The organism is Pseudomonas sp. SMN5, assembly GCF_052041925.1.
In the GTDB taxonomy this organism is placed as follows: domain Bacteria; phylum Pseudomonadota; class Gammaproteobacteria; order Pseudomonadales; family Pseudomonadaceae; genus Aquipseudomonas.
In genome coordinates this window covers 44,398-62,903 of the sequence record NZ_JBKGGX010000011.1, presented here as the reverse complement: position 1 = coordinate 62,903, position 18,506 = coordinate 44,398, and the positions used below count along the sequence as shown (strand labels likewise).

Below are 18,506 nucleotides of genomic sequence, written 5' to 3'. Positions count from 1 at the left end.
AACACCACCGGCGAAAACACCGAGCAAACTTGCAGAAGTCCGAATGCAGCGACTAAAACAAGCCACTTAGGATCACGCTGATAGTCCGGGTACCAGCCCGGATGCCCCTGCTTGTCTCATTTCTTCAAAATAAGAACCGCCGCTTTGTGAGCGGCTGTTCTGGTTATGCTACGACGCGGGTTGAAGCCCGCGCCCTAGCCTCTACGGGTACAGCGGTTCTACGGGTACAGCAGCTGAATCACACGCCGTTTTGCAGCAGCATGTTACGCACGTGACCGATGGCCTTAGTCGGGTTCAGGCCTTTCGGACATACGTTGACGCAGTTCATGATCCCGCGGCAGCGGAAGACGCTGAACGGGTCATCCAGTGCAGCCAGACGCTCGGACGTCTTGGTGTCACGGCTGTCTGCCAGGAAGCGATACGCTTGCAGCAGGGCGGCCGGGCCCAGGAATTTGTCCGGGTTCCACCAGAAGGATGGGCACGAGGTCGAGCAGCAGGCGCACAGGATGCACTCGTACAGACCGTCGAGCTTCTCACGCTCTTCCGGGGACTGCAGACGCTCGATGGCCGGGGCCGGCGTGTCGTTCTGCAGGAATGGCTTCACCTTCTCGTATTGCTTGTAGAAGATGCTCATATCGACAACCAGGTCACGGATAACCGGCAAACCTGGCAGCGGACGAACGATCAGCTTGTTGCCCTTGACCACCGCCGACAACGGCGTGATGCAGGCCAGGCCGTTCTTGCCGTTGATGTTCATGCCGTCGGAGCCGCAAACGCCCTCACGGCAGGAACGACGGTAGGAGAAACCTTCGTCCTGTTCTTTGATCAGGGCCAGCACGTCCAGCACCATCAGGTCTTTACCACCGGTATCGACCTGGAAGTCCTGCATGAACGGCGCGGCGTCCTGATCAGGGTTGTAGCGATAAACACTGACTTGCAACATAGCGGTCACCCTTAATAAGTCCGGACTTTTGGTTCGAAAGTCGGAACAGTCTTCGGCGAGAAGTTCACGGCACGCTTGGCGACGCGTTTTTCACCCGGGAAGTACAAGGTGTGGCACAGCCAGTTTTCGTCGTCACGGTCTTCGAAGTCTTCGCGGGCGTGGGCGCCGCGGGACTCTTTACGCTCTTCTGCCGCGATCGCAGTGGCTTCGGCCACTTCCAGCAGGTTCTGCAATTCCAGCGCTTCGATACGCGCAGTGTTGAACGCCTGCGATTTATCGTTGATCTTCACGTTGGCAATTCGTTCACGCAATTGCGCCAGCTGGGCGATACCCTTCTGCATGTATTCGCCGGTACGGAACACACCGAAGTAGTTCTGCATGCAGCTTTGCAGCTCGCGACGCAGGGTGGCGACGTCTTCGCCCTCGGTACGCTCGTTGAGGCCGGCCAGACGCTTGAGGGCCACATCGATGTCGGTGTCGCTGGCGTCGCGGTATTCGATGCCGTCGGTCAGCGCCTTCTCCAGGTGCAGGCCGGCAGCACGGCCAAACACCACCAGGTCGAGCAACGAGTTGCCGCCCAGACGGTTGGCACCGTGGACCGATACGCACGCCACTTCACCCACTGCGAACAGGCCAGGAATGATCTGGTCCACGCCTGCGGCGTCCTGGGTGATCGCCTGGCCATGAATGTTGGTGGCAACGCCGCCCATCATGTAGTGGCAGGTTGGAACGACCGGAACCGGGGCCACGACAGGGTCGACGTGGGCGAAGGTCTTCGACAGTTCGCAAATACCCGGCAGGCGGCTGTGCAGCACTTCCTCGCCGAGGTGGTCGAGCTTGAGCATCACGTGGTCGCCATTCGGACCGCAACCGTTGCCGGCGATGATTTCCTTGACCATCGAACGAGCCACGACGTCACGACCGGCAAGGTCCTTGGCGTTCGGAGCATAACGCTCCATGAAACGCTCGCCGTGCTTGTTGATCAGGTAACCGCCTTCACCGCGGCAACCTTCGGTGACCAGCACACCGGCGCCGGCGATGCCGGTCGGGTGGAACTGCCACATTTCGATGTCCTGCACCGGCACGCCGGCACGCAGAGCCATGCCGACGCCGTCACCGGTGTTGATCAGGGCGTTGGTGGTGGAGGCGTAGATACGGCCTGCACCGCCGGTCGCCAGCACGGTGGCCTTGGAACGGATGTAGGTGGTTTCGCCGGTTTCGATGCAGATTGCGATCACACCGACGAACGCGCCGTCCTGGTTCTTCACCAGGTCAACGGCATAGTACTCGTTCAGGAACGTGGTACCGGCCTTCAGGTTGCCCTGATAGAGGGTGTGCAGCAGCGCGTGACCGGTACGGTCGGACGCCGCGCAAGTACGGGCAGCCTGGCCGCCTTTGCCGTAGTCCTTGGACTGGCCACCGAACGGACGCTGGTAGATACGACCGGTTTCGGTACGCGAGAACGGCAGGCCCATGTGGTCCAGCTCGAACACCGCGGCCGGGCCTTCCTGACACATGTATTCGATAGCGTCCTGGTCACCGATGTAGTCGGAACCCTTGACGGTATCGTACATGTGCCAGCGCCAGTCATCGTTCGGGTCGGCGGATGCGATGGCGCAGGTGATGCCGCCCTGGGCGGATACAGTGTGCGAACGGGTCGGGAAAACCTTGGTGATCACGGCAGTCTTGTGACCGCCCTGCGCCAGTTGCAGCGCTGCGCGCATGCCGGCACCGCCGCCACCAATAATGATGGCGTCGAAAGAAATCGTAGGAATGTTAGCCATGAATCAGATACCCCAAAGAATCTGCACGCCCCAGACGAAGTACGCGAACATCGCGACGCCGCATACGGCCTGGAACAGGAAACGTACGGCAGTCGCCGACTTGCCGAACGCCATCTGCGTCAGGTAGTCGGTGGCGATGGTCCACATGCCGACCCAGGCGTGAGCGCCCAGTGCGACAAGTGCCAGCAGACTGAAGATACGCATCCAGTTGTTTGCGAACAGTTCATGCCATTGGGCATAGCCCAGGCCAGGGTTTGCTACGACATATCCGATCAGGAAAATGAAGTAAGCCGCGAGAACGACCGCAGACACACGCTGCGCCATCCAGTCATAGAGGCCCGAACGCGAGAGGTTCGTGACGTTGGTTACCATATCCAGACTCCTGCCAGAACGATCAGCACCGCAGACACGGCGATAATGATTTTCGAGCCCAGCTTGCCGCCTTCCAGCGTCTCACCGATGCCCATGTCCATGATCAAGTGGCGCACACCGGCAACCAGGTGATATAGCAAGGCGGACAGGATGCCCCAAATCACTAGCTTGGCTAGCGGACTGGTCAGACACGCTTTCACCTGACCGAAGCCTTCTTCCGAGTCGAGCGACTTGTCCAATGCATAAAGCATGATGGCCAGGCTGACGAAAAGAATGACACCGGAGATTCGGTGAAGGATGGACGTGTAAGCAGTGACTGGGAGTTTGATGGTCCTTAGGTCTAGGTTTACAGGTCGTTGGCTTTTCACGGCTTTTTTCACACTGAAGAGCCCCTAAGAATCAGGGCAAAGTTGTTGCGGCGCGCACTGGTCAGGTACTCACCACCCAGGGAGTGACGACCCCCAGCAAAGCTGGCCCAAAAGCCCCTGGCGGTCGGTGGCCGAGTATAGACAGTTAGGCTACTAATGACAACGCGTTCACCTTCCACTGATGGCGCATTGCACAAGCGTGGCAAAAGGCGTAAACGGCAGGCAATTTCGAGGAAAAAGTCCGCTTAAAGCCTTCTGGAGCAAGACTTTAGGCAAATTGACTTTCGGATTTATCTCACTATAGTGGTGCGGGCCCTGCGTGGGGGGTCTGTCTGATGATTCCAAGCATTAATAGGAGGCCACATGGCTGACAAAAAAGCGCAGTTGATCATCGAGGGCGCAGCCCCCGTCGAGCTGCCCATTTTAACCGGCACCGTTGGTCCCGATGTAATCGACGTACGGGGCCTGACGGCCACGGGCCGTTTCACCTTTGACCCGGGTTTCATGTCGACCGCCTCGTGCGAGTCGAAAATCACCTATATCGACGGCGACAACGGCATCCTGTTGCACCGCGGCTACCCGATCGAGCAACTGGCTGAAAAATCGGACTACCTGGAAACCTGCTACCTGCTGCTCAACGGCGAGCTGCCAACCGCAGAGCAAAAGGCCCAGTTCGTCAGCACCGTCAAGAACCACACCATGGTTCACGAGCAGCTGAAGTCCTTCTTCAACGGCTTCCGCCGCGACGCGCACCCGATGGCGGTCATGTGCGGCGTAGTCGGCGCACTCTCGGCCTTCTACCACGACTCCCTGGACATCAATAACCCCCAGCATCGCGAAATCTCCGCGATCCGCCTGGTGGCGAAGATGCCGACCCTGGCAGCCATGGTCTACAAATACTCCATGGGCCAGCCCATGATGTATCCGCGCAACGACCTGACCTATGCAGAAAACTTCCTGCATATGATGTTCAACACCCCGTGCGAGATCAAACCGATCAGCCCGGTGCTCGCCAAGGCCATGGACCGGATCTTCATCCTCCATGCCGACCACGAGCAGAACGCCTCGACCTCCACCGTGCGCCTGGCCGGCTCCTCGGGTGCCAACCCGTTCGCCTGTATCGCCGCCGGTATCGCCGCACTCTGGGGCCCGGCCCACGGCGGTGCCAACGAAGCGGTACTGACCATGCTCGATGAAATCGGCGATGTCTCGAACATCGACAAGTTCATCGCCAAGGCCAAGGACAAGAATGATCCGTTCAAGCTGATGGGCTTCGGTCACCGGGTCTACAAGAACCGCGACCCGCGCGCCACCGTCATGAAGCAGACCTGCGACGAAGTGTTGAAAGAGCTGGGCATCAAGAACGATCCGCAACTCGAACTGGCCATGCGCCTGGAAGAGATCGCCCTGACCGACCCGTACTTCATCGAGCGCTCGCTGTACCCGAACGTCGACTTCTACTCGGGGATCATCCTCAAGGCGATCGGCATTCCAACCAGCATGTTCACCGTGATCTTCGCCCTGGCGCGGACCGTCGGCTGGATCTCCCACTGGAAAGAAATGCTCTCCAGCCCGTACAAGATCGGCCGCCCTCGCCAGTTGTACACTGGCTACGAGTCGCGTGACATCACCGAGCTGCAAGATCGCAAGTAAGACCCGGGTCTTGCATTAAGGTCTCAAGCTGCACCGGAACGGCCCCCGCTTCTTATATATAAGAGCGGGGGCCGTTTTGTTTGTAAGCGCTTTGATCTGTGGTGAGGGGGCTGCCACCATCGGAGCAGGCTCGCTCCCACACTGGAATGCGGTCGCCTATGGGAGCGAGCCTGCTCGCGGTGGCGGCAGACCTGATCACCTCCTTAGTCCAGGCACAAAAAAATACCCCTGCCTCTCGACAGGGGTATTTTTCCGATGCTGCATCGCTTCTAACTTGCAGCTTGAAGCTTGCAGCTCGCCACTGTTTTTTAGTGATTTACTGCCCCGCTCGCCCCCAAGCCCGTCTGCGAACGCACGAACTGTGGGAAGAACAGCGCCCGCTCGTTGTCGGCAGCCGTCGACTTGTCGGTGATGGAGAAGAACCAGATACCCACGAACGCAATGATCATCGAGAACAGCGCCGGGTACTCATACGGGTAGATCGGCTTCTCGTGACCCATGATCTGCACCCAGATGGTCGGGCCGAGGATCATCAGGCCCACGGCGCTGACCAGCCCCATCCAGCCACCGATCATGGCGCCACGGGTAGTGAGCTTCTTCCAGTACATCGAAAGCAGCAGCACCGGGAAGTTGCAGCTTGCCGCGATGGAGAACGCCAGGCCTACCATGAACGCGATGTTCTGCTTCTCGAACAGGATGCCCAGGCCGATCGCCAGCACCGCCAGGGCGATGGTGGTGATCTTCGAGACGCGAATCTCGTCCTTCTCGTTGGCCTTGCCTTTCTTGATCACGCTGGCATACAGGTCGTGAGACACCGCCGAAGCACCCGCCAGGGTCAGGCCGGCAACCACCGCCAGGATGGTCGCGAAGGCGACCGCCGAGATGAAGCCCAGGAAGATACTGCCACCCACCGCGTCGGCCAGGTGCACCGCCGCCATGTTGTTGCCGCCCAGCAAGGCACCTGCCGCGTCCTTGAAGGCCGGGTTGGTGCTGACCAGCAGGATCGCGCCGAAGCCGATGATGAAGGTCAGGATGTAGAAGTAACCGATGAACCCGGTGGCGTACAGCACGCTCTTGCGGGCTTCCTTGGCGTCACTCACGGTGAAGAAGCGCATCAGGATGTGTGGCAGGCCAGCGGTACCGAACATCAGCGCCAGCCCCAGGGAGAAGGCTGATACAGGATCTTTCACCAGACCGCCAGGGCTCATGATCGCCTCACCCTTAGGGTGAACCTTGACCGCTTCGGAAAACAGCATGTTGAAGTCGAAGTTGACGTGCTTCATGACCATCAGCGCCATGAACGATGCGCCCGACAGCAACAGCACTGCCTTGATGATCTGTACCCAGGTGGTCGCCAGCATGCCGCCGAACAGCACGTAGAGGCACATCAGGATACCGACCAGGATCACTGCGACATGGTAGTCCAGGCCGAACAACAGCTGGATCAGCTTGCCGGCGCCGACCATCTGCGCAATCAGGTAGAACGCCACCACCACCAGCGAGCCGCTGGCAGACAGGGTGCGGATCTGCTTTTGACCCAGGCGATAGGACGCCACGTCGGCAAAGGTGTATTTACCCAGGTTGCGCAGACGCTCGGCGATCAGGAACAGAATGATCGGCCAGCCCACCAGGAAGCCGATGGAGTAGATCAGGCCGTCATAGCCCGAGGCGAATACCAGCGCGGAAATCCCCAGGAAGGACGCCGCGGACATGTAGTCACCGGCAATCGCCAGGCCGTTCTGGAAACCGGTGATCCGGCCGCCTGCCGCGTAATAGTCGGAGGCCGACTTGCTACGCTTCGATGCCCAGTAAGTGATGCACAGGGTCGCGCCGACGAAGGCCACGAACATCACGATGGCGGAGACGTTGAGGGGTTGTTTCTGCACGGCACCGGTCAGGGCTTCAGCCGCCCAGGCACCCGGGGCAAACGCTGCGATGCTCAAGAGAGCCATTAGACGCCGGATCATTGCTGAGCCTCCTTGAGAATCGCATTGTTCAGGTCGTCGAACTCGCCGTTGGCGCGTCGCACGTAGATGGCGGTCAGAATGAACGCCGAGACAATCAGGCCGACACCGATGGGAATACCCCAGGTGATCGTCAACTCAGGCGAGATCTTAGCCCCGAGAACGTGCGGCCCATAGGCGATCAGAAGAATGAATCCGGAGTACAGCCCGAGCATGATCGCCGAGAGAATCCAGGCGAACCTTTCCCTTTTTCTCACCAGCTCCTTGAAGCGCGGGCTGTTTTGAATCGAGAGGTAAATGCTGTCGTTCATTGTTTTTATCCTCGCAGCACAGATTTAAGTTGGAACGACCCTACTCTATGCGGCTCAAGGTTAGGATCCAGACGACCTTAGTATTAGAACGACATGATGGTTCTGCCAGTTTCCTGCAAACTTTCTCCTTTTCCCTGTGGGAGCGAGCCTGCTCGCGATTGCGGTCGCACATTCAATATAGATGCAAGCAGATATACCGCTATCGCGAGCAAGCTCGCCTTCACAGGAAATTGGCAAAACCGAAAGGTTGCAGGCATAAAAAAACCGCATGACGCGAGCCATGCGGTTCTTCGCAGCAGCTAGACCAGGCGATTTACTTGCCGGTCCACTCCTTCACGCGGTCCGGGTGCTTGGCAACCCAGTCCTTGGCAGCGGCGTCCGGCTTGGCGCCTTCCTGGATCGCCAGCATGACTTCGCCGATCTCGTCTTTCGAAGCCCACTGGAATTTCTTCAGGAACTCGGCCACTTCCGGCGCCTTGGTCGCCAGTTCCTTGCTGCCGATGCTGTTCACAGTTTCAGCCGCGCCATAGACGCCTTTGGAATCCTCGAGGAAGCGCAGTTTCCACTTGGCGAACATCCAGTGCGGCACCCAACCGGTCACGGCGATGGATTCGTTCTTCTTCTCGGCGCGGGTCAGCTCGGCAATCATGCCGGCGCCGGAACTGGCCTTGAGCTGGTAACCGGTCAGGTCGTAGTCCTTGATGGCCTGCTCGGTCTTGAGCATCACGCCTGAACCGGCGTCGATGCCGACGATGCGCTTCTTGAAGGAGTCGTCGGTCTTCAGGTCTTCGATCGTCTTGGCCTTGACGTACTCCGGCACGATCAGGCCGATTTTTGCGTCCTTGAAGTTAGGACCGTAGTCGACCACCTGGTCCTTGTTCTTGGTCCAGTAGTCACCGTGGGTCACTGGCAGCCAGGCCGACAGCATCGCATCGAGCTTGCCGGTCGCCACGCCCTGCCACATGATCCCGGTCGCCACCGCTTGCAGCTTCACGTCGTAGCCGAGCTTCTGCTGGATGACTTCGGCCGCCACGTGAGTGGTCGCGACGCTGTCGGACCAGCCGTCAACGTAGCCGATGCTCAGGGTTTTGTTTTCGGCACTGGCCAGGGTGGAGCTGATCGCCAGTACCAGTGCGGCACCTGCGCCCAAGAGTCGTCGCATCTTCATCGTTACTTCCCCGAAAGTGCTGCGCCCGACGGATGCCGAGCAGCGTCAACGTATAGTTATGGTGCTCAGCGCCCCCATCACGCTCGCCTGCAAACCGGCCCGAACGCCAGTGGAGTACTGACCCGTCGATCATCAACCCGCGCCGATCCGGAACCTGCTCTGTCTGCGACGTCAAGGCATCGAGAAACGACATCAGAAAGCCAGCAACGACCCCCGGGCGTTTGCAGTGTAGTCGACGCGGACATTTTGCCCGCCCCAATCGAGTAGTCATCAGATGACTAGCGGCCACCACACGCGAACGTGTATCGTCCCGCTACTATTGCACCCCGTCCGTGCCTGTTTCGTGCCCGTCATGGCACTTGGCTCAGCTTCGGTGGTCATAGGCTGCGAACCTCAATCGGCACCTTCCTCTTAGGGATCTCGTCATGCTCCGTTCCTTCGCTGCCCTCTTCGGCGGCCTTATCCTGAGTGCGTCCGCGCTGGCGGTAGATATCGACGCCGCCAGCTATGGCTATCCCTTGACCAACCCGTTCGAGGCGACCATCGCCACCACCCCGCCGGACCTGCGTCCGGAGCTGCCGCTGATCGAGGACATCAATCAGGCCGACCACAGCCTGACGCTGCGCCCGGAGCGCGAGTTCATCCTGCCGGACAATTTCTGGCCGGTAAAAAGCCTCACCTACCGCCTGGCGACACAGGACAAACCCGCACCGCTGATCTTCCTGATCGCCGGCACCGGTGCGCGCTATGACAGCACCATCAACGAGTACCTCAAGCGCCTCTACTACAAGGCCGGCTACCACGTGGTGCAGCTGTCATCGCCCACCAGCTTCGATTTCATGAGCGCCGCTTCGCGCTTCGCCACGCCGGGCATTTCCAAGGAAGACGCCGAGGACATGTACCGGGTGATGCAGGCCGTGCGTGCGCAGAACCCCAAACTGCCGGTCACCGAGTACTACCTCACCGGCTACAGCCTCGGCGCCCTGGACGCGGCCTTCGTCGCGCACCTGGATGAAACCCGGCGCAGCTTCAACTTCAAGAAAGTGCTGTTGCTGAACCCGCCGGTCAACCTCTACACCTCGATCACCAACCTGGACCGACTGGTACAGACCGAGGTCAAGGGCATCAACAGCACCACCACCTTCTATGAGCTGGTGCTGAACAAGCTGACTCGCTACTTCCAGCAAAAAGGCTACATCGACCTCAATGACGCGTTGCTCTACGACTTCCAGCAGTCCAAGCAACACCTGAACAACGAACAGATGGCCATGCTGATCGGCACCTCGTTCCGCTTCTCGGCGGCCGACATCGCCTTCACCTCGGACCTGATCAACCGTCGCGGCCTGATCATCCCGCCGAAATTCCCGATCACCGAAAGCACCAGCCTGACACCGTTTCTCAAGCGCGCATTGCAGTGCGATTTCGATTGCTACCTCACCGAGCAGGTGATTCCGATGTGGCGAGCGCGCACCGACGGCGGGAGCCTGTTGCAACTGGTCGACCAGGTCAGCCTGTACGCACTCAAGGACTACCTGCAGGCCAGCCCGAAGATCGCTGTCATGCATAACGCCGACGACGTCATTCTCGGCCCGGGCGACCTGGGTTTCCTGCGCAAGACCTTCGGCGATCGCCTGACGGTTTATCCACTGGGCGGCCATTGCGGCAACCTCAACTACCGCGTCAACAGCGACGCCATGCTGGAGTTCTTCCGTGGCTAAATATCTCCTGCTTATCGCTGCGTTAATGAGTGCAGGCATGGTCCATGCCCAGGACAGCAAGGCCAACGCGCCTGCCGTGGTGGATTCGGATGGCTTCAAGGAGCCGTTGACCAAGCTCAAGTTCAACCCAGGGCTGGACCAGCGCGAATTCGAGCGCTCGACGCTCAACGCCCTCAATGTCTATGACCCGTTGGAGTCCTGGAACCGCCGGGTCTATCACTTCAACTACCGCTTCGACCAATGGGTGTTCCTGCCCGTTGTCGATGGCTACCGCTACATCACGCCGAGCTTCGTGCGCACCGGGGTCAGCAACTTCTTCAATAACCTGGGAGACGTGCCGAACCTGATGAACAGCCTGCTGCAATTCAAGGGCAAGCGTTCGATGGAAACCACCGCGCGGCTGTTGCTCAACACCACCGTCGGCATCGCCGGCCTGTGGGACCCGGCAACTGCCATGGGCCTGCCGCGCCAGAGCGAAGACTTCGGCCAGACGCTGGGCTTCTACGGCGTGCCGGCCGGCGCCTATTTCGTGCTGCCGATCTTCGGCCCATCGAACCTGCGTGATACCTCAGGCCTGTTGGTGGACTACACCGCCGAATCGGCGATCAACTTCCTGAACGTCTCCGAAGTCAGTTCCAATCACCCGGAACTGCTGCTCCTGCGCGGCGTGGACAAGCGCTACCAGACCAGTTTCCGCTACGGCCAGCTGAACTCGCCGTTCGAGTACGAGAAGGTGCGGTATGTGTACACCGAGTCGCGCAAGTTGCAGATAGCGGAATAATCTTCCACAAATGAAAAGCCCCCCGGCACACTCGATGACGGGGGGCTTTTTCATAGCTAGTGGATAAGCGCCGTGGCGAAGCGATTCCTATCGCTGGTCATCGGTAACTGGAGCAAACACTTCGCTAGCCCAACTATCCATGCTGTACTTCTGGACCACATGCGCAGGTGGATCAATATATTCCTCAGCGAGAAATGACGGCGGGATAACAGGGCGGTCACTGTCGATGACCAGAATGTTTCGCGCATCATAAAAATCGTAATTCATGACCGACGGGTTGTTGGTGATGATCTTCTTGCGGTAGAACAAAGCGTCGAAGAAGCGAAAACTCAGACCTGCATGGCCCGGCCGGACGATATCGATCAGGATCTCCGAGCGCCTGATCAGCTCCCCAACCTCTTCGAGCGACATTCTTTCCCTGAAAAAAGTGATACCGGGGCTGGCGTTTTCGACCACCTTGCTCTGGACCAGGAACTTATAATTCGTGTGGCCGAGACGCTCGAACTCCGCTGCAATTCTGCCCAGCACATCAATGCGGTTCTTGCCCGCCATCACTACAAACGCTTTGTACTCACGGGTGGTTTCAAGTTCTGTATCGAGCTCGTAAATATAATTGTTGAGCTTGCGAAATCCGTATTCCCGGGCATCAGCGTCGTCGAAGGTGTAGACCTTGTCGAAACGGGCCAATTGAGCCACCGGCATGGCAAGCCTGGCAACGCCGTCAGACAGGAACGCGATGGTCTGTTGTGCCGCACTCATTGCTTGATCGACAAGAGTGACGTCTATCTGCGCCGGATTGATGATGAGAACAGCGTCGACTTTCCCGGCCTTTTGGATCAGGCGCTGCGCTGCACGGACTGTCAGGAACTTCTTCAGCCATCGCCGCAGCTTCCCAGGCAGGAACCGGATCTCGCCGCGCTGTGCAGAAAGATCGACAAAAGTGACCTCATTGTTTTTGGCCAGGTAATCGCTAAGCCGTTTTACATAACCGCCCACGTCCCGACATACGATCAGGAGTTTTTGCGATGTGATGGCGGGAGGCAGATAGGCCATTTCGTTCTCGTAACAAGGATTAAAGATAGCGGCCTTCCAGAAACCTGTAGATCAACTGTGGACGTCAGCCACGCAGAGTCCTTACGGATCGGTGGACCAAAATGAGTTCGGCGATCACCTGGAATCACATTTCTTCGGCAGCTTTATCAAGCCGCCTACGGCGCGCAATGATGAATGGTCGCTTGATCGACCAGTAAGTCAAGACGCTCAATGCGCTTACCATCAGAATGATAAGCGGCAGATACCATGCGTAGCCAGCGAGTGTGCCGTCTGTGAAATCGTATATTTTCAGCAAGCTGAACACGCTGTAGATCACGATACCGTGCAGCAGATAGATACTGTAGCTCGCTTCGCCGAGCACCTTTAGCCCCTTGTGTTCCAAGAGTCCGTGCAGATTGTTGCCCAGGACGAATAGCCCAAACGGAATACCGAGAATCAACATTTGCCCCGTCGAGTATGAACGCATCTTCAGACTCGCCAGCAGGACAACGGCGGCAATAAGGGAACACTTGAGACCTGAAAAGTCGATCGACGTCTTGCGCAGGCGAGGTTCAAGAAAGGCGACAGCCATACCCACCAGGAATAACTTGACGAATCGCTTGTGAAATATGTCTTGATACTCTGTCCATAGGAGTGCCATCGCGCCGATGGAAATCACCAGGGCGAGGATCGGCAACTTGCGACGGAACAGGCAATACATGAGCGGGAGTGAAAGATAGAAAAGTGCCTCGTACAGGAGTGTCCACTGCACAGAAGCGTTGATCAGTTTGCTGTCTGGAAACCCATTGATGGGGCCCCCCAGGAAAATCAACCACCTACCGAGCGCGACGACGTTATCCAGCAGCGGGGCTGGCTCCCCGCTTGTCTGGTAGAAACTGATAGCCGCAACCAGGACCACGGACGCGATGTACATAGGGAAAATGCGGCGCAGTCGAGAGGAAAGCAGCGAGCCCCACTCAGGCTGCCCTCTGATCACTTTTTGCGTAAAAAGGTAGCCGGTGATCATAAAGAACAAGGACACCGGTACAGCGCCCATATTGTTGATCACGCGACTGTCGGTGACCTGCCAGGTTCCGGTGGTGTGCCATACAAAGGTGATGGTGAAGTGGTGAACCACTACCGCTGTTGCGAGGACGCCACGCAAGCCATCCAGCGACGATACCCGGTGCAGTGCTTCAGGAGCGAGCAAAGGGAAACGCCCGGCAATCAAGCAGAACGCAACGATGCAAAGCACATACAGCGCCAGCAATTGAAAGGTTTCGATCATTGATTGTTCCAAATATCAGTTTGGCCCCGCCGAGGTCGGGAGCCATTAACAATTGCCAGCGCTAGCCTTTCAGCGCTTTCCATACCTTGCCAACAACCATCACGCCCGCCAGTACCACCGCACCCGCGACGATCCCCGCCAGCGCATTGAGCAACATCGGCACGATAAACCCGGCGCCGCCCGCACTGGCCGCCACCCCTTCGATCCAGTGATGAACCACCGGCACACCATGGGTGAGGATGCCGCCGCCCACCAGGAACATCGCCGCGGTGCCGATCACCGACAGGCTCTTCATCATGTAGGGCGCGGCACGCAGGATGGCGCCGCCAATGCTTTTGGCGGCTTGTCCTGGCTTGCGGGTCAGCCAGAGGCCCAGGTCATCGAGCTTGACGATCCCCGCGACCAGGCCGTAGACGCCAATCGTCATGACAATGGCGATACCGGAAAGCACGATCACCTGCTGGGTCAGCGCCGCATCGGCCACCGTGCCGAGGGTGATGGCGATGATTTCCGCCGAGAGGATGAAGTCGGTACGAACCGCGCCCTTGATCTTGTCCTTTTCGAAGGCCACCAGATCGACCGCCGGATCCGCCACGGCTTCGACCAATTGGGCGTGCTCGGCCTGGTCTTCGGCGGGGCTGTGAAGGAATTTGTGCGCCAGTTTCTCGAAGCCTTCGAAACACAGGTAGGCGCCACCAACCATCAACAGCGGCGTGACCAGCCACGGCACGAAAGCGCTGATCGCCAGCGCCGACGGCACCAGGATCAGCTTGTTGATGAACGAGCCCTTGGCCACTGCCCAGACCACCGGCAGCTCCCGCTCCGCACGCACGCCCGAGACTTGCTGGGCGTTGAGCGCCAGGTCATCGCCCAGCACGCCGGCGGTTTTCTTGGCGGCCATTTTGGTCATCAATGCAACATCGTCGAGCACGGTGGCGATGTCATCGATCAATACCAGCAAACTGCTTCCAGCCATGGGAGGGGCTCCTTGAACAATAATGCCGCGCAGCATACCGCGAGGCGCACCGCCGTGGGCATTCTTGAGCGCCGCGCGAGGCCGGTGCTACCATGCGCCACCGCCAGAACAGGCAAGGAACCCCAGGGTTTATGAGCACTATCCGCGAGCGCAACAAAGAACTGATCCTGCGTGCCGCCAGCGAAGAATTTGCCGACAAGGGCTTCGCCGCGACCAAGACCAGCGATATCGCGGCCAAGGCCGGCCTGCCCAAACCCAACGTGTACTACTACTTCAAATCCAAGGAAAACCTCTACCGCGAGGTCCTGGAAAGCATCATCGAGCCGATCCTCCAGGCGTCCACCCCTTTCAATGCCGACGGCGTGCCAGGCGAGGTGCTGAGCCACTACATCCGCTCCAAGATCCGCATCTCCCGCGACCTGCCCTTCGCCTCGAAAGTCTTCGCCAGCGAAATCATGCACGGCGCCCCGCACCTGAGCGCCGACCTGGTAGAGCAACTCAACGCCCAGGCCCGCCACAACATCGACTGCATCCAGACTTGGATCGACCGCGGCCAGATCGCCCCCATCGACCCCAACCACCTGATGTTCAGCATCTGGGCCGCCACCCAGACCTACGCCGATTTCGACTGGCAGATTACCGCCGTGACGGGCAAGGCGAAGCTCGATGAAGCCGATTATGAAGCGGCTGCGCAGACGATCATCCGGTTGGTTTTGAAGGGGTGTGAGGTGGGTCGTCAGGCTTAGACCGCGATGCTCCTATCGCGAGCAGGCTCGCTCCCACAGGGGATCTGCGGTGTTCATACATTTTGTGTCCACCACCGAAACCTGTGGGAGCGAGCCTGCTCGCGATGAAGGCGACTCGGATTCCAGTCAAACCCAGATCGCATCCCACAACGGATAGTCGCCAAGCCGCTCCACCAGTCCTGCCCGCAGCGGATTGGCGACCACATACCGGGCCAACTTGACCAAATCTTCTTCCCTCCGCAGCGCTCGGTCATGGTATCCCTGCTGCCAGAGGCTACCTTTGCGACCTGTGGATAGGTTCACTGCCCGAGCACTTAGGGATTTGGTTTTTTGCATCAACTGATTCAGCGAACTTTGCTGCAACTCGATCAACCAATGGAAATGATCGGGCATGATCACCCACGCCAGCGACTTGGCCCATTTCTCATCCTGGGCATACCGCAATTGATCGACGACCAATCTGCCCAAGGCGAAACTCTGAAAAACAGGCTTTCGGCCAACGGTATTTGTGGTCAGCAAATAGATTCGATTCAACTCGCCATAGCGACCGGTGCGCAAACGGTGTGAAGCGGGTAACTCCGGCATTCGACTACCTCTCTGATGATCAGCTCTTGAAAGGCTAGATCTGAGAATCTTCGATTGCCGGATGGGCTTATTAGGCGATGTAACCAAGTAGATAGCTATCGCGAGCAAGCTCGCTCCCACAGGGGTTTGCGATGTTCACTCATTTTGTGTCCGCCGCCCTCCGTGGGAGCGAGCTTGCTCGCGATAGCGATAGGTCTCTCAATACAGCATCAAACAGCCACCCCCGCATCCGCCATCAACCCCACCCCCTCCACCGCCCGGATCGCCACCTGTTCATCGATGTCCGAGGTGTCGCCGCTGATGCCTACGGCGCCCAGCACGGTGCCGCCCTGGTCCCTGATCAACACCCCACCCGGAACCGGCACCACACTGCCCTGCCCCAGGCTATTCAACGCGGCGATGAAGGCCGGGCGTTGTTGGGCGTCGAGTGCGAGCAGGCGTGAGCCCTTGCCGAGGGCGATGGCGCCCCAGGCCTTGCCGATGGCGATTTGTGGGCGTAGCAGGCTGGCACCGTCTTCGCGTTGCAGCGCGATCAGGTGCCCGCCGCAGTCAAGCACCGCGACAGTCAGCGGGGCGCAGTGGGTTTCACGGCCGGCGGCGAGGGCCTGGCCGGTCAGTTTGACGGCGACTTCCAAGGTTAGAGCGCTCATGGGTGCTGTCCTTCTTTTGTTATGGGAGGGCCTTTCGGCTCTCGATTCGAGAAAATCCGCACACCACAAATAGAACACAACAGAAATAATTTTTGTATACAATAATTCCTACAAAACAGCTGAAGCGACGAAAAGACGCAGTCTTTCGAGCCGACCAGATGAATAAAACAGATGCTTGAGGAAATGGATTGACCTGCGCCGCTGGCCATGAATACACTCCTCGCAAAGCCACTTGTATACAATTACAAAACGTAAGAGGCACAAAACCATGAGCAAAATGAGAGCAATCGAAGCCGCCGTCCTGGTGATGCGCCGTGAGGGCGTGGACACCGCCTTCGGCATCCCGGGCGCAGCGATCAACCCGCTGTACTCGGCCCTGCAAAAAGTGGGCGGCATCGATCACGTCCTTGCTCGCCACGTTGAAGGCGCCTCGCACATGGCCGAGGGCTACACCCGGACCAAGGCCGGCAACATTGGCGTGTGCATCGGTACGTCGGGACCCGCTGGGACAGACATGGTGACCGGCCTCTACAGCGCGTCGGCCGATTCGATCCCGATCCTGTGCATCACTGGACAAGCGCCTCGCGCCCGCCTGCACAAAGAAGATTTCCAGGCCGTCGACATCACCAGCATCGTCAAGCCGGTGACCAAGTGGGCGACCACCGTCCTGGAGCCAGGCCAGGTGCCTTATGCATTCCAGAAAGCCTTTTATGAAATGCGCTCCGGTCGTCCGGGCCCGGTGCTGATCGACCTGCCGTTCGACGTGCAGATGGCCGAGATCGAATTCGACATCGATGCCTATCAACCGCTGCCCCTGGCCAAACCGGCGGCCAACCGCGTGCAGATCGAAAAAGCCCTGGCGCTGCTCAACCAGGCTGAACGCCCGCTGCTGGTGGCGGGTGGTGGCATCATCAATGCCGATGCGAGTGAGCTGCTGGTGGAGTTCGCCGAGCTGACCGGTATCCCGGTCATCCCGACGCTGATGGGTTGGGGCACGATTCCCGACGATCATCCGCAAATGGTCGGCATGGTCGGCCTGCAGACTTCCCACCGCTACGGCAATGCGACACTGCTCAAGTCCGACCTGGTGCTAGGGGTCGGCAACCGTTGGGCCAACCGTCACACCGGTTCGGTGGATGTCTACACCGAAGGCCGCACGTTCATTCACGTGGACATTGAGCCCACCCAGATCGGCCGCGTGTTCACTCCCGACCTGGGCATCGTTTCCGACGCCGCCTCGGCGTTGACCGTGTTCATCGAAGTCGCTCGCGAATGGCAAGCCGCCGGCAAGCTGAAGAACCGCAGCGCCTGGCTGCAGGACTGCCAGCAACGCAAGGCCAGTCTGCAACGCAAGACCCACTTCGACAATGTGCCGGTCAAGCCGCAGCGGGTGTATGAGGAAATGAACCAGGTGTTCGGCAAGGACACTTGCTACGTCAGCACCATCGGCCTGTCGCAGATTGCCGGCGCGCAGTTCCTGCATGTGTACAAGCCTCGGCATTGGATCAACTGCGGTCAGGCCGGCCCTTTGGGTTGGACCATTCCGGCGGCGCTGGGGGTAGTCAAGGCCGATCCGAGCCGCAAGGTCGTGGCGCTGTCGGGCGACTATGATTTCCAGTTCATGATCGAAGAACTGGCGGTGGGTGCGCAGTTCAAGCTGCCATACATTCACGTGGTGGTGAACAACTCCTACCTGGGCCTGATCCGCCAGGCCCAGCGCGGGTTCGACATGGACTATTGCGTGCAACTGTCCTTCGATAACCTCAACGCGCCAGAGCTCAACGGTTATGGCGTCGACCACATCGCCGTGGCCGAGGGTCTGGGCTGCAAGGCACTGCGGGTGTTCGAACCGTCCGGCATCCAACCGGCGCTGCGCCAGGCTCAGGCAATGATCGAGGAATTCAAGGTGCCGGTAATCGTCGAGGTGATCTTGGAACGGGTGACCAACATTTCCATGGGCACCGAGATCAATGCCGTCAACGAATTTGAAGACCTGGCGCTGGTGGGTAACGATGCGCCGACGGCTATTTCGTTGCTTGACTGATACTGACGCCCTCCCACAGGCAATACTGTTCATTCAGGAAATCACCGGCCCCGTGACGAGGGAGCTTGCTCCCGCTTGAGTGCGAAGCACTCACAAAATGGGCTGCTGCGCAGCCAGCGGGAG

Annotated in this window: 17 protein-coding genes; 5 read left to right on the top strand and 12 right to left on the bottom strand. The window is 59.0% G+C overall.

Annotated features, from left to right (window positions below; translation table 11 throughout):
• Positions 1–238 precede the first annotated feature (238 nt).
• From ACLEJR_RS13000 to sdhC, 4 genes are read right to left on the bottom strand one after another with little or no spacing between them, the layout of a single operon-like run.
• A complete protein-coding gene (locus ACLEJR_RS13000) occupies positions 239–943 on the bottom strand; it encodes a succinate dehydrogenase iron-sulfur subunit (protein ID WP_039594133.1) in 705 nt (234 codons plus the stop codon).
• An 11-nt stretch (positions 944–954) separates the two neighbouring features.
• The gene (sdhA, locus tag ACLEJR_RS12995) at positions 955–2,727 is read right to left on the bottom strand and encodes a succinate dehydrogenase flavoprotein subunit (protein WP_440794290.1); all 1,773 of its coding nucleotides are present in this window, start codon (positions 2,725–2,727) and stop codon (positions 955–957) included.
• A gap of 3 nt (positions 2,728–2,730) precedes the next feature.
• The gene (sdhD, locus tag ACLEJR_RS12990; RefSeq protein ID WP_003179222.1) at positions 2,731–3,099 is read right to left on the bottom strand and encodes a succinate dehydrogenase, hydrophobic membrane anchor protein; all 369 of its coding nucleotides are present in this window, start codon (positions 3,097–3,099) and stop codon (positions 2,731–2,733) included.
• Positions 3,093–3,479: a succinate dehydrogenase, cytochrome b556 subunit gene (gene sdhC / locus ACLEJR_RS12985; protein WP_245138782.1), complete on the bottom strand. Its 387-nt coding sequence runs from the start codon at positions 3,477–3,479 to the stop codon at positions 3,093–3,095. The genes sdhD and sdhC overlap by 7 nt, the downstream gene beginning before the upstream one ends.
• A gap of 351 nt (positions 3,480–3,830) precedes the next feature.
• Between sdhC and gltA the strand changes: the two genes are divergently transcribed.
• Positions 3,831–5,120, top strand: a complete 1,290-nt coding sequence (gltA, locus tag ACLEJR_RS12980) for a citrate synthase (RefSeq protein WP_245138783.1) — start codon at positions 3,831–3,833, stop codon at positions 5,118–5,120.
• Between the two features lie 308 nt (positions 5,121–5,428).
• Here the strand turns inward: gltA and ACLEJR_RS12975 are convergent, their stop codons facing one another.
• From ACLEJR_RS12975 to ACLEJR_RS12965, 3 genes are all read right to left on the bottom strand, one after another.
• Positions 5,429–7,087, bottom strand: coding sequence for a cation acetate symporter (locus ACLEJR_RS12975; protein WP_440794293.1), 1,659 nt, complete (start codon positions 7,085–7,087; stop codon positions 5,429–5,431).
• On the bottom strand, positions 7,084–7,395 hold the full coding sequence (locus tag ACLEJR_RS12970) for a DUF485 domain-containing protein (protein ID WP_440794295.1): 312 nt from the start codon (positions 7,393–7,395) through the stop codon (positions 7,084–7,086). The genes ACLEJR_RS12975 and ACLEJR_RS12970 overlap by 4 nt, the downstream gene beginning before the upstream one ends.
• A 313-nt stretch (positions 7,396–7,708) precedes the next feature.
• Positions 7,709–8,563, bottom strand: coding sequence for a glycine betaine ABC transporter substrate-binding protein (locus tag ACLEJR_RS12965; protein ID WP_440794297.1), 855 nt, complete (start codon positions 8,561–8,563; stop codon positions 7,709–7,711).
• 425 nt (positions 8,564–8,988) lie between these two features.
• Between ACLEJR_RS12965 and ACLEJR_RS12960 the strand changes: the two genes are divergently transcribed.
• Both ACLEJR_RS12960 and ACLEJR_RS12955 read left to right on the top strand, forming a co-directional pair.
• A complete protein-coding gene (locus ACLEJR_RS12960; RefSeq protein ID WP_440794299.1) occupies positions 8,989–10,281 on the top strand; it encodes a serine/threonine protein kinase in 1,293 nt (430 codons plus the stop codon).
• A complete protein-coding gene (locus tag ACLEJR_RS12955) occupies positions 10,274–11,062 on the top strand; it encodes an MlaA family lipoprotein (RefSeq protein ID WP_440794301.1) in 789 nt (262 codons plus the stop codon). Before ACLEJR_RS12960 ends, ACLEJR_RS12955 begins: the two co-directional genes overlap by 8 nt.
• Positions 11,063–11,149: 87 nt before the next feature.
• Here the strand turns inward: ACLEJR_RS12955 and ACLEJR_RS12950 are convergent, their stop codons facing one another.
• The 3 genes from ACLEJR_RS12950 to ACLEJR_RS12940 all read right to left on the bottom strand — a co-directional run bounded on the left by ACLEJR_RS12950 (position 11,150) and on the right by ACLEJR_RS12940 (position 14,358).
• Positions 11,150–12,115, bottom strand: coding sequence for a hypothetical protein (locus ACLEJR_RS12950; RefSeq protein ID WP_440814425.1), 966 nt, complete (start codon positions 12,113–12,115; stop codon positions 11,150–11,152).
• A gap of 124 nt (positions 12,116–12,239) precedes the next feature.
• On the bottom strand, positions 12,240–13,382 hold the full coding sequence (locus tag ACLEJR_RS12945) for an acyltransferase family protein (protein WP_440814422.1): 1,143 nt from the start codon (positions 13,380–13,382) through the stop codon (positions 12,240–12,242).
• A gap of 61 nt (positions 13,383–13,443) precedes the next feature.
• On the bottom strand, positions 13,444–14,358 hold the full coding sequence (locus tag ACLEJR_RS12940; protein ID WP_440814421.1) for a DUF808 domain-containing protein: 915 nt from the start codon (positions 14,356–14,358) through the stop codon (positions 13,444–13,446).
• Between the two features lie 131 nt (positions 14,359–14,489).
• Here ACLEJR_RS12940 and ACLEJR_RS12935 point away from each other — a divergent pair, with 131 nt between their 5' ends.
• Positions 14,490–15,104: a TetR/AcrR family transcriptional regulator gene (locus ACLEJR_RS12935; RefSeq protein WP_440814420.1), complete on the top strand. Its 615-nt coding sequence runs from the start codon at positions 14,490–14,492 to the stop codon at positions 15,102–15,104.
• 126 nt (positions 15,105–15,230) lie between these two features.
• Here the strand turns inward: ACLEJR_RS12935 and ACLEJR_RS12930 are convergent, their stop codons facing one another.
• Both ACLEJR_RS12930 and ACLEJR_RS12925 read right to left on the bottom strand, forming a co-directional pair.
• A complete protein-coding gene (locus ACLEJR_RS12930) occupies positions 15,231–15,689 on the bottom strand; it encodes an REP-associated tyrosine transposase (RefSeq protein WP_440814418.1) in 459 nt (152 codons plus the stop codon).
• Positions 15,690–15,898: 209 nt separating this feature from the next.
• Positions 15,899–16,339 (bottom strand): GlcG/HbpS family heme-binding protein, encoded by a 441-nt coding sequence (locus ACLEJR_RS12925; RefSeq protein WP_440814415.1) that lies wholly within the window; start codon positions 16,337–16,339, stop codon positions 15,899–15,901.
• 268 nt (positions 16,340–16,607) lie between these two features.
• On the opposite strand from ACLEJR_RS12925, the gene gcl reads away from it, so the two are divergent.
• Complete coding sequence (gene gcl, locus ACLEJR_RS12920; RefSeq protein ID WP_440814414.1) at positions 16,608–18,383, top strand: glyoxylate carboligase; 1,776 nt, start codon at positions 16,608–16,610, stop codon at positions 18,381–18,383.
• The last annotated feature ends 123 nt before the right edge of the window (positions 18,384–18,506 follow it).

Bases quoted from the DNA above. Each gene is read 5' to 3' on its own strand.
- ACLEJR_RS13000 (WP_039594133.1), bottom strand. From the start codon at position 943: ATGTTGCAAGTCAGTGTTTATCGCTACAACCCTGATCAGGACGCCGCG.
- sdhA (WP_440794290.1), bottom strand. From the start codon at position 2,727: ATGGCTAACATTCCTACGATTTCTTTCGACGCCATCATTATTGGTGGC.
- sdhD (WP_003179222.1), bottom strand. From the start codon at position 3,099: ATGGTAACCAACGTCACGAACCTCTCGCGTTCGGGCCTCTATGACTGG.
- gltA (WP_245138783.1), top strand. From the start codon at position 3,831: ATGGCTGACAAAAAAGCGCAGTTGATCATCGAGGGCGCAGCCCCCGTC.
- ACLEJR_RS12975 (WP_440794293.1), bottom strand. From the start codon at position 7,087: ATGATCCGGCGTCTAATGGCTCTCTTGAGCATCGCAGCGTTTGCCCCG.
- ACLEJR_RS12970 (WP_440794295.1), bottom strand. From the start codon at position 7,395: ATGAACGACAGCATTTACCTCTCGATTCAAAACAGCCCGCGCTTCAAG.
- ACLEJR_RS12965 (WP_440794297.1), bottom strand. From the start codon at position 8,563: ATGAAGATGCGACGACTCTTGGGCGCAGGTGCCGCACTGGTACTGGCG.
- ACLEJR_RS12960 (WP_440794299.1), top strand. From the start codon at position 8,989: ATGCTCCGTTCCTTCGCTGCCCTCTTCGGCGGCCTTATCCTGAGTGCG.
- ACLEJR_RS12950 (WP_440814425.1), bottom strand. From the start codon at position 12,115: ATGGCCTATCTGCCTCCCGCCATCACATCGCAAAAACTCCTGATCGTA.
- ACLEJR_RS12945 (WP_440814422.1), bottom strand. From the start codon at position 13,382: ATGATCGAAACCTTTCAATTGCTGGCGCTGTATGTGCTTTGCATCGTT.
- ACLEJR_RS12940 (WP_440814421.1), bottom strand. From the start codon at position 14,358: ATGGCTGGAAGCAGTTTGCTGGTATTGATCGATGACATCGCCACCGTG.
- ACLEJR_RS12935 (WP_440814420.1), top strand. From the start codon at position 14,490: ATGAGCACTATCCGCGAGCGCAACAAAGAACTGATCCTGCGTGCCGCC.
- ACLEJR_RS12930 (WP_440814418.1), bottom strand. From the start codon at position 15,689: ATGCCGGAGTTACCCGCTTCACACCGTTTGCGCACCGGTCGCTATGGC.
- ACLEJR_RS12925 (WP_440814415.1), bottom strand. From the start codon at position 16,339: ATGAGCGCTCTAACCTTGGAAGTCGCCGTCAAACTGACCGGCCAGGCC.
- gcl (WP_440814414.1), top strand. From the start codon at position 16,608: ATGAGCAAAATGAGAGCAATCGAAGCCGCCGTCCTGGTGATGCGCCGT.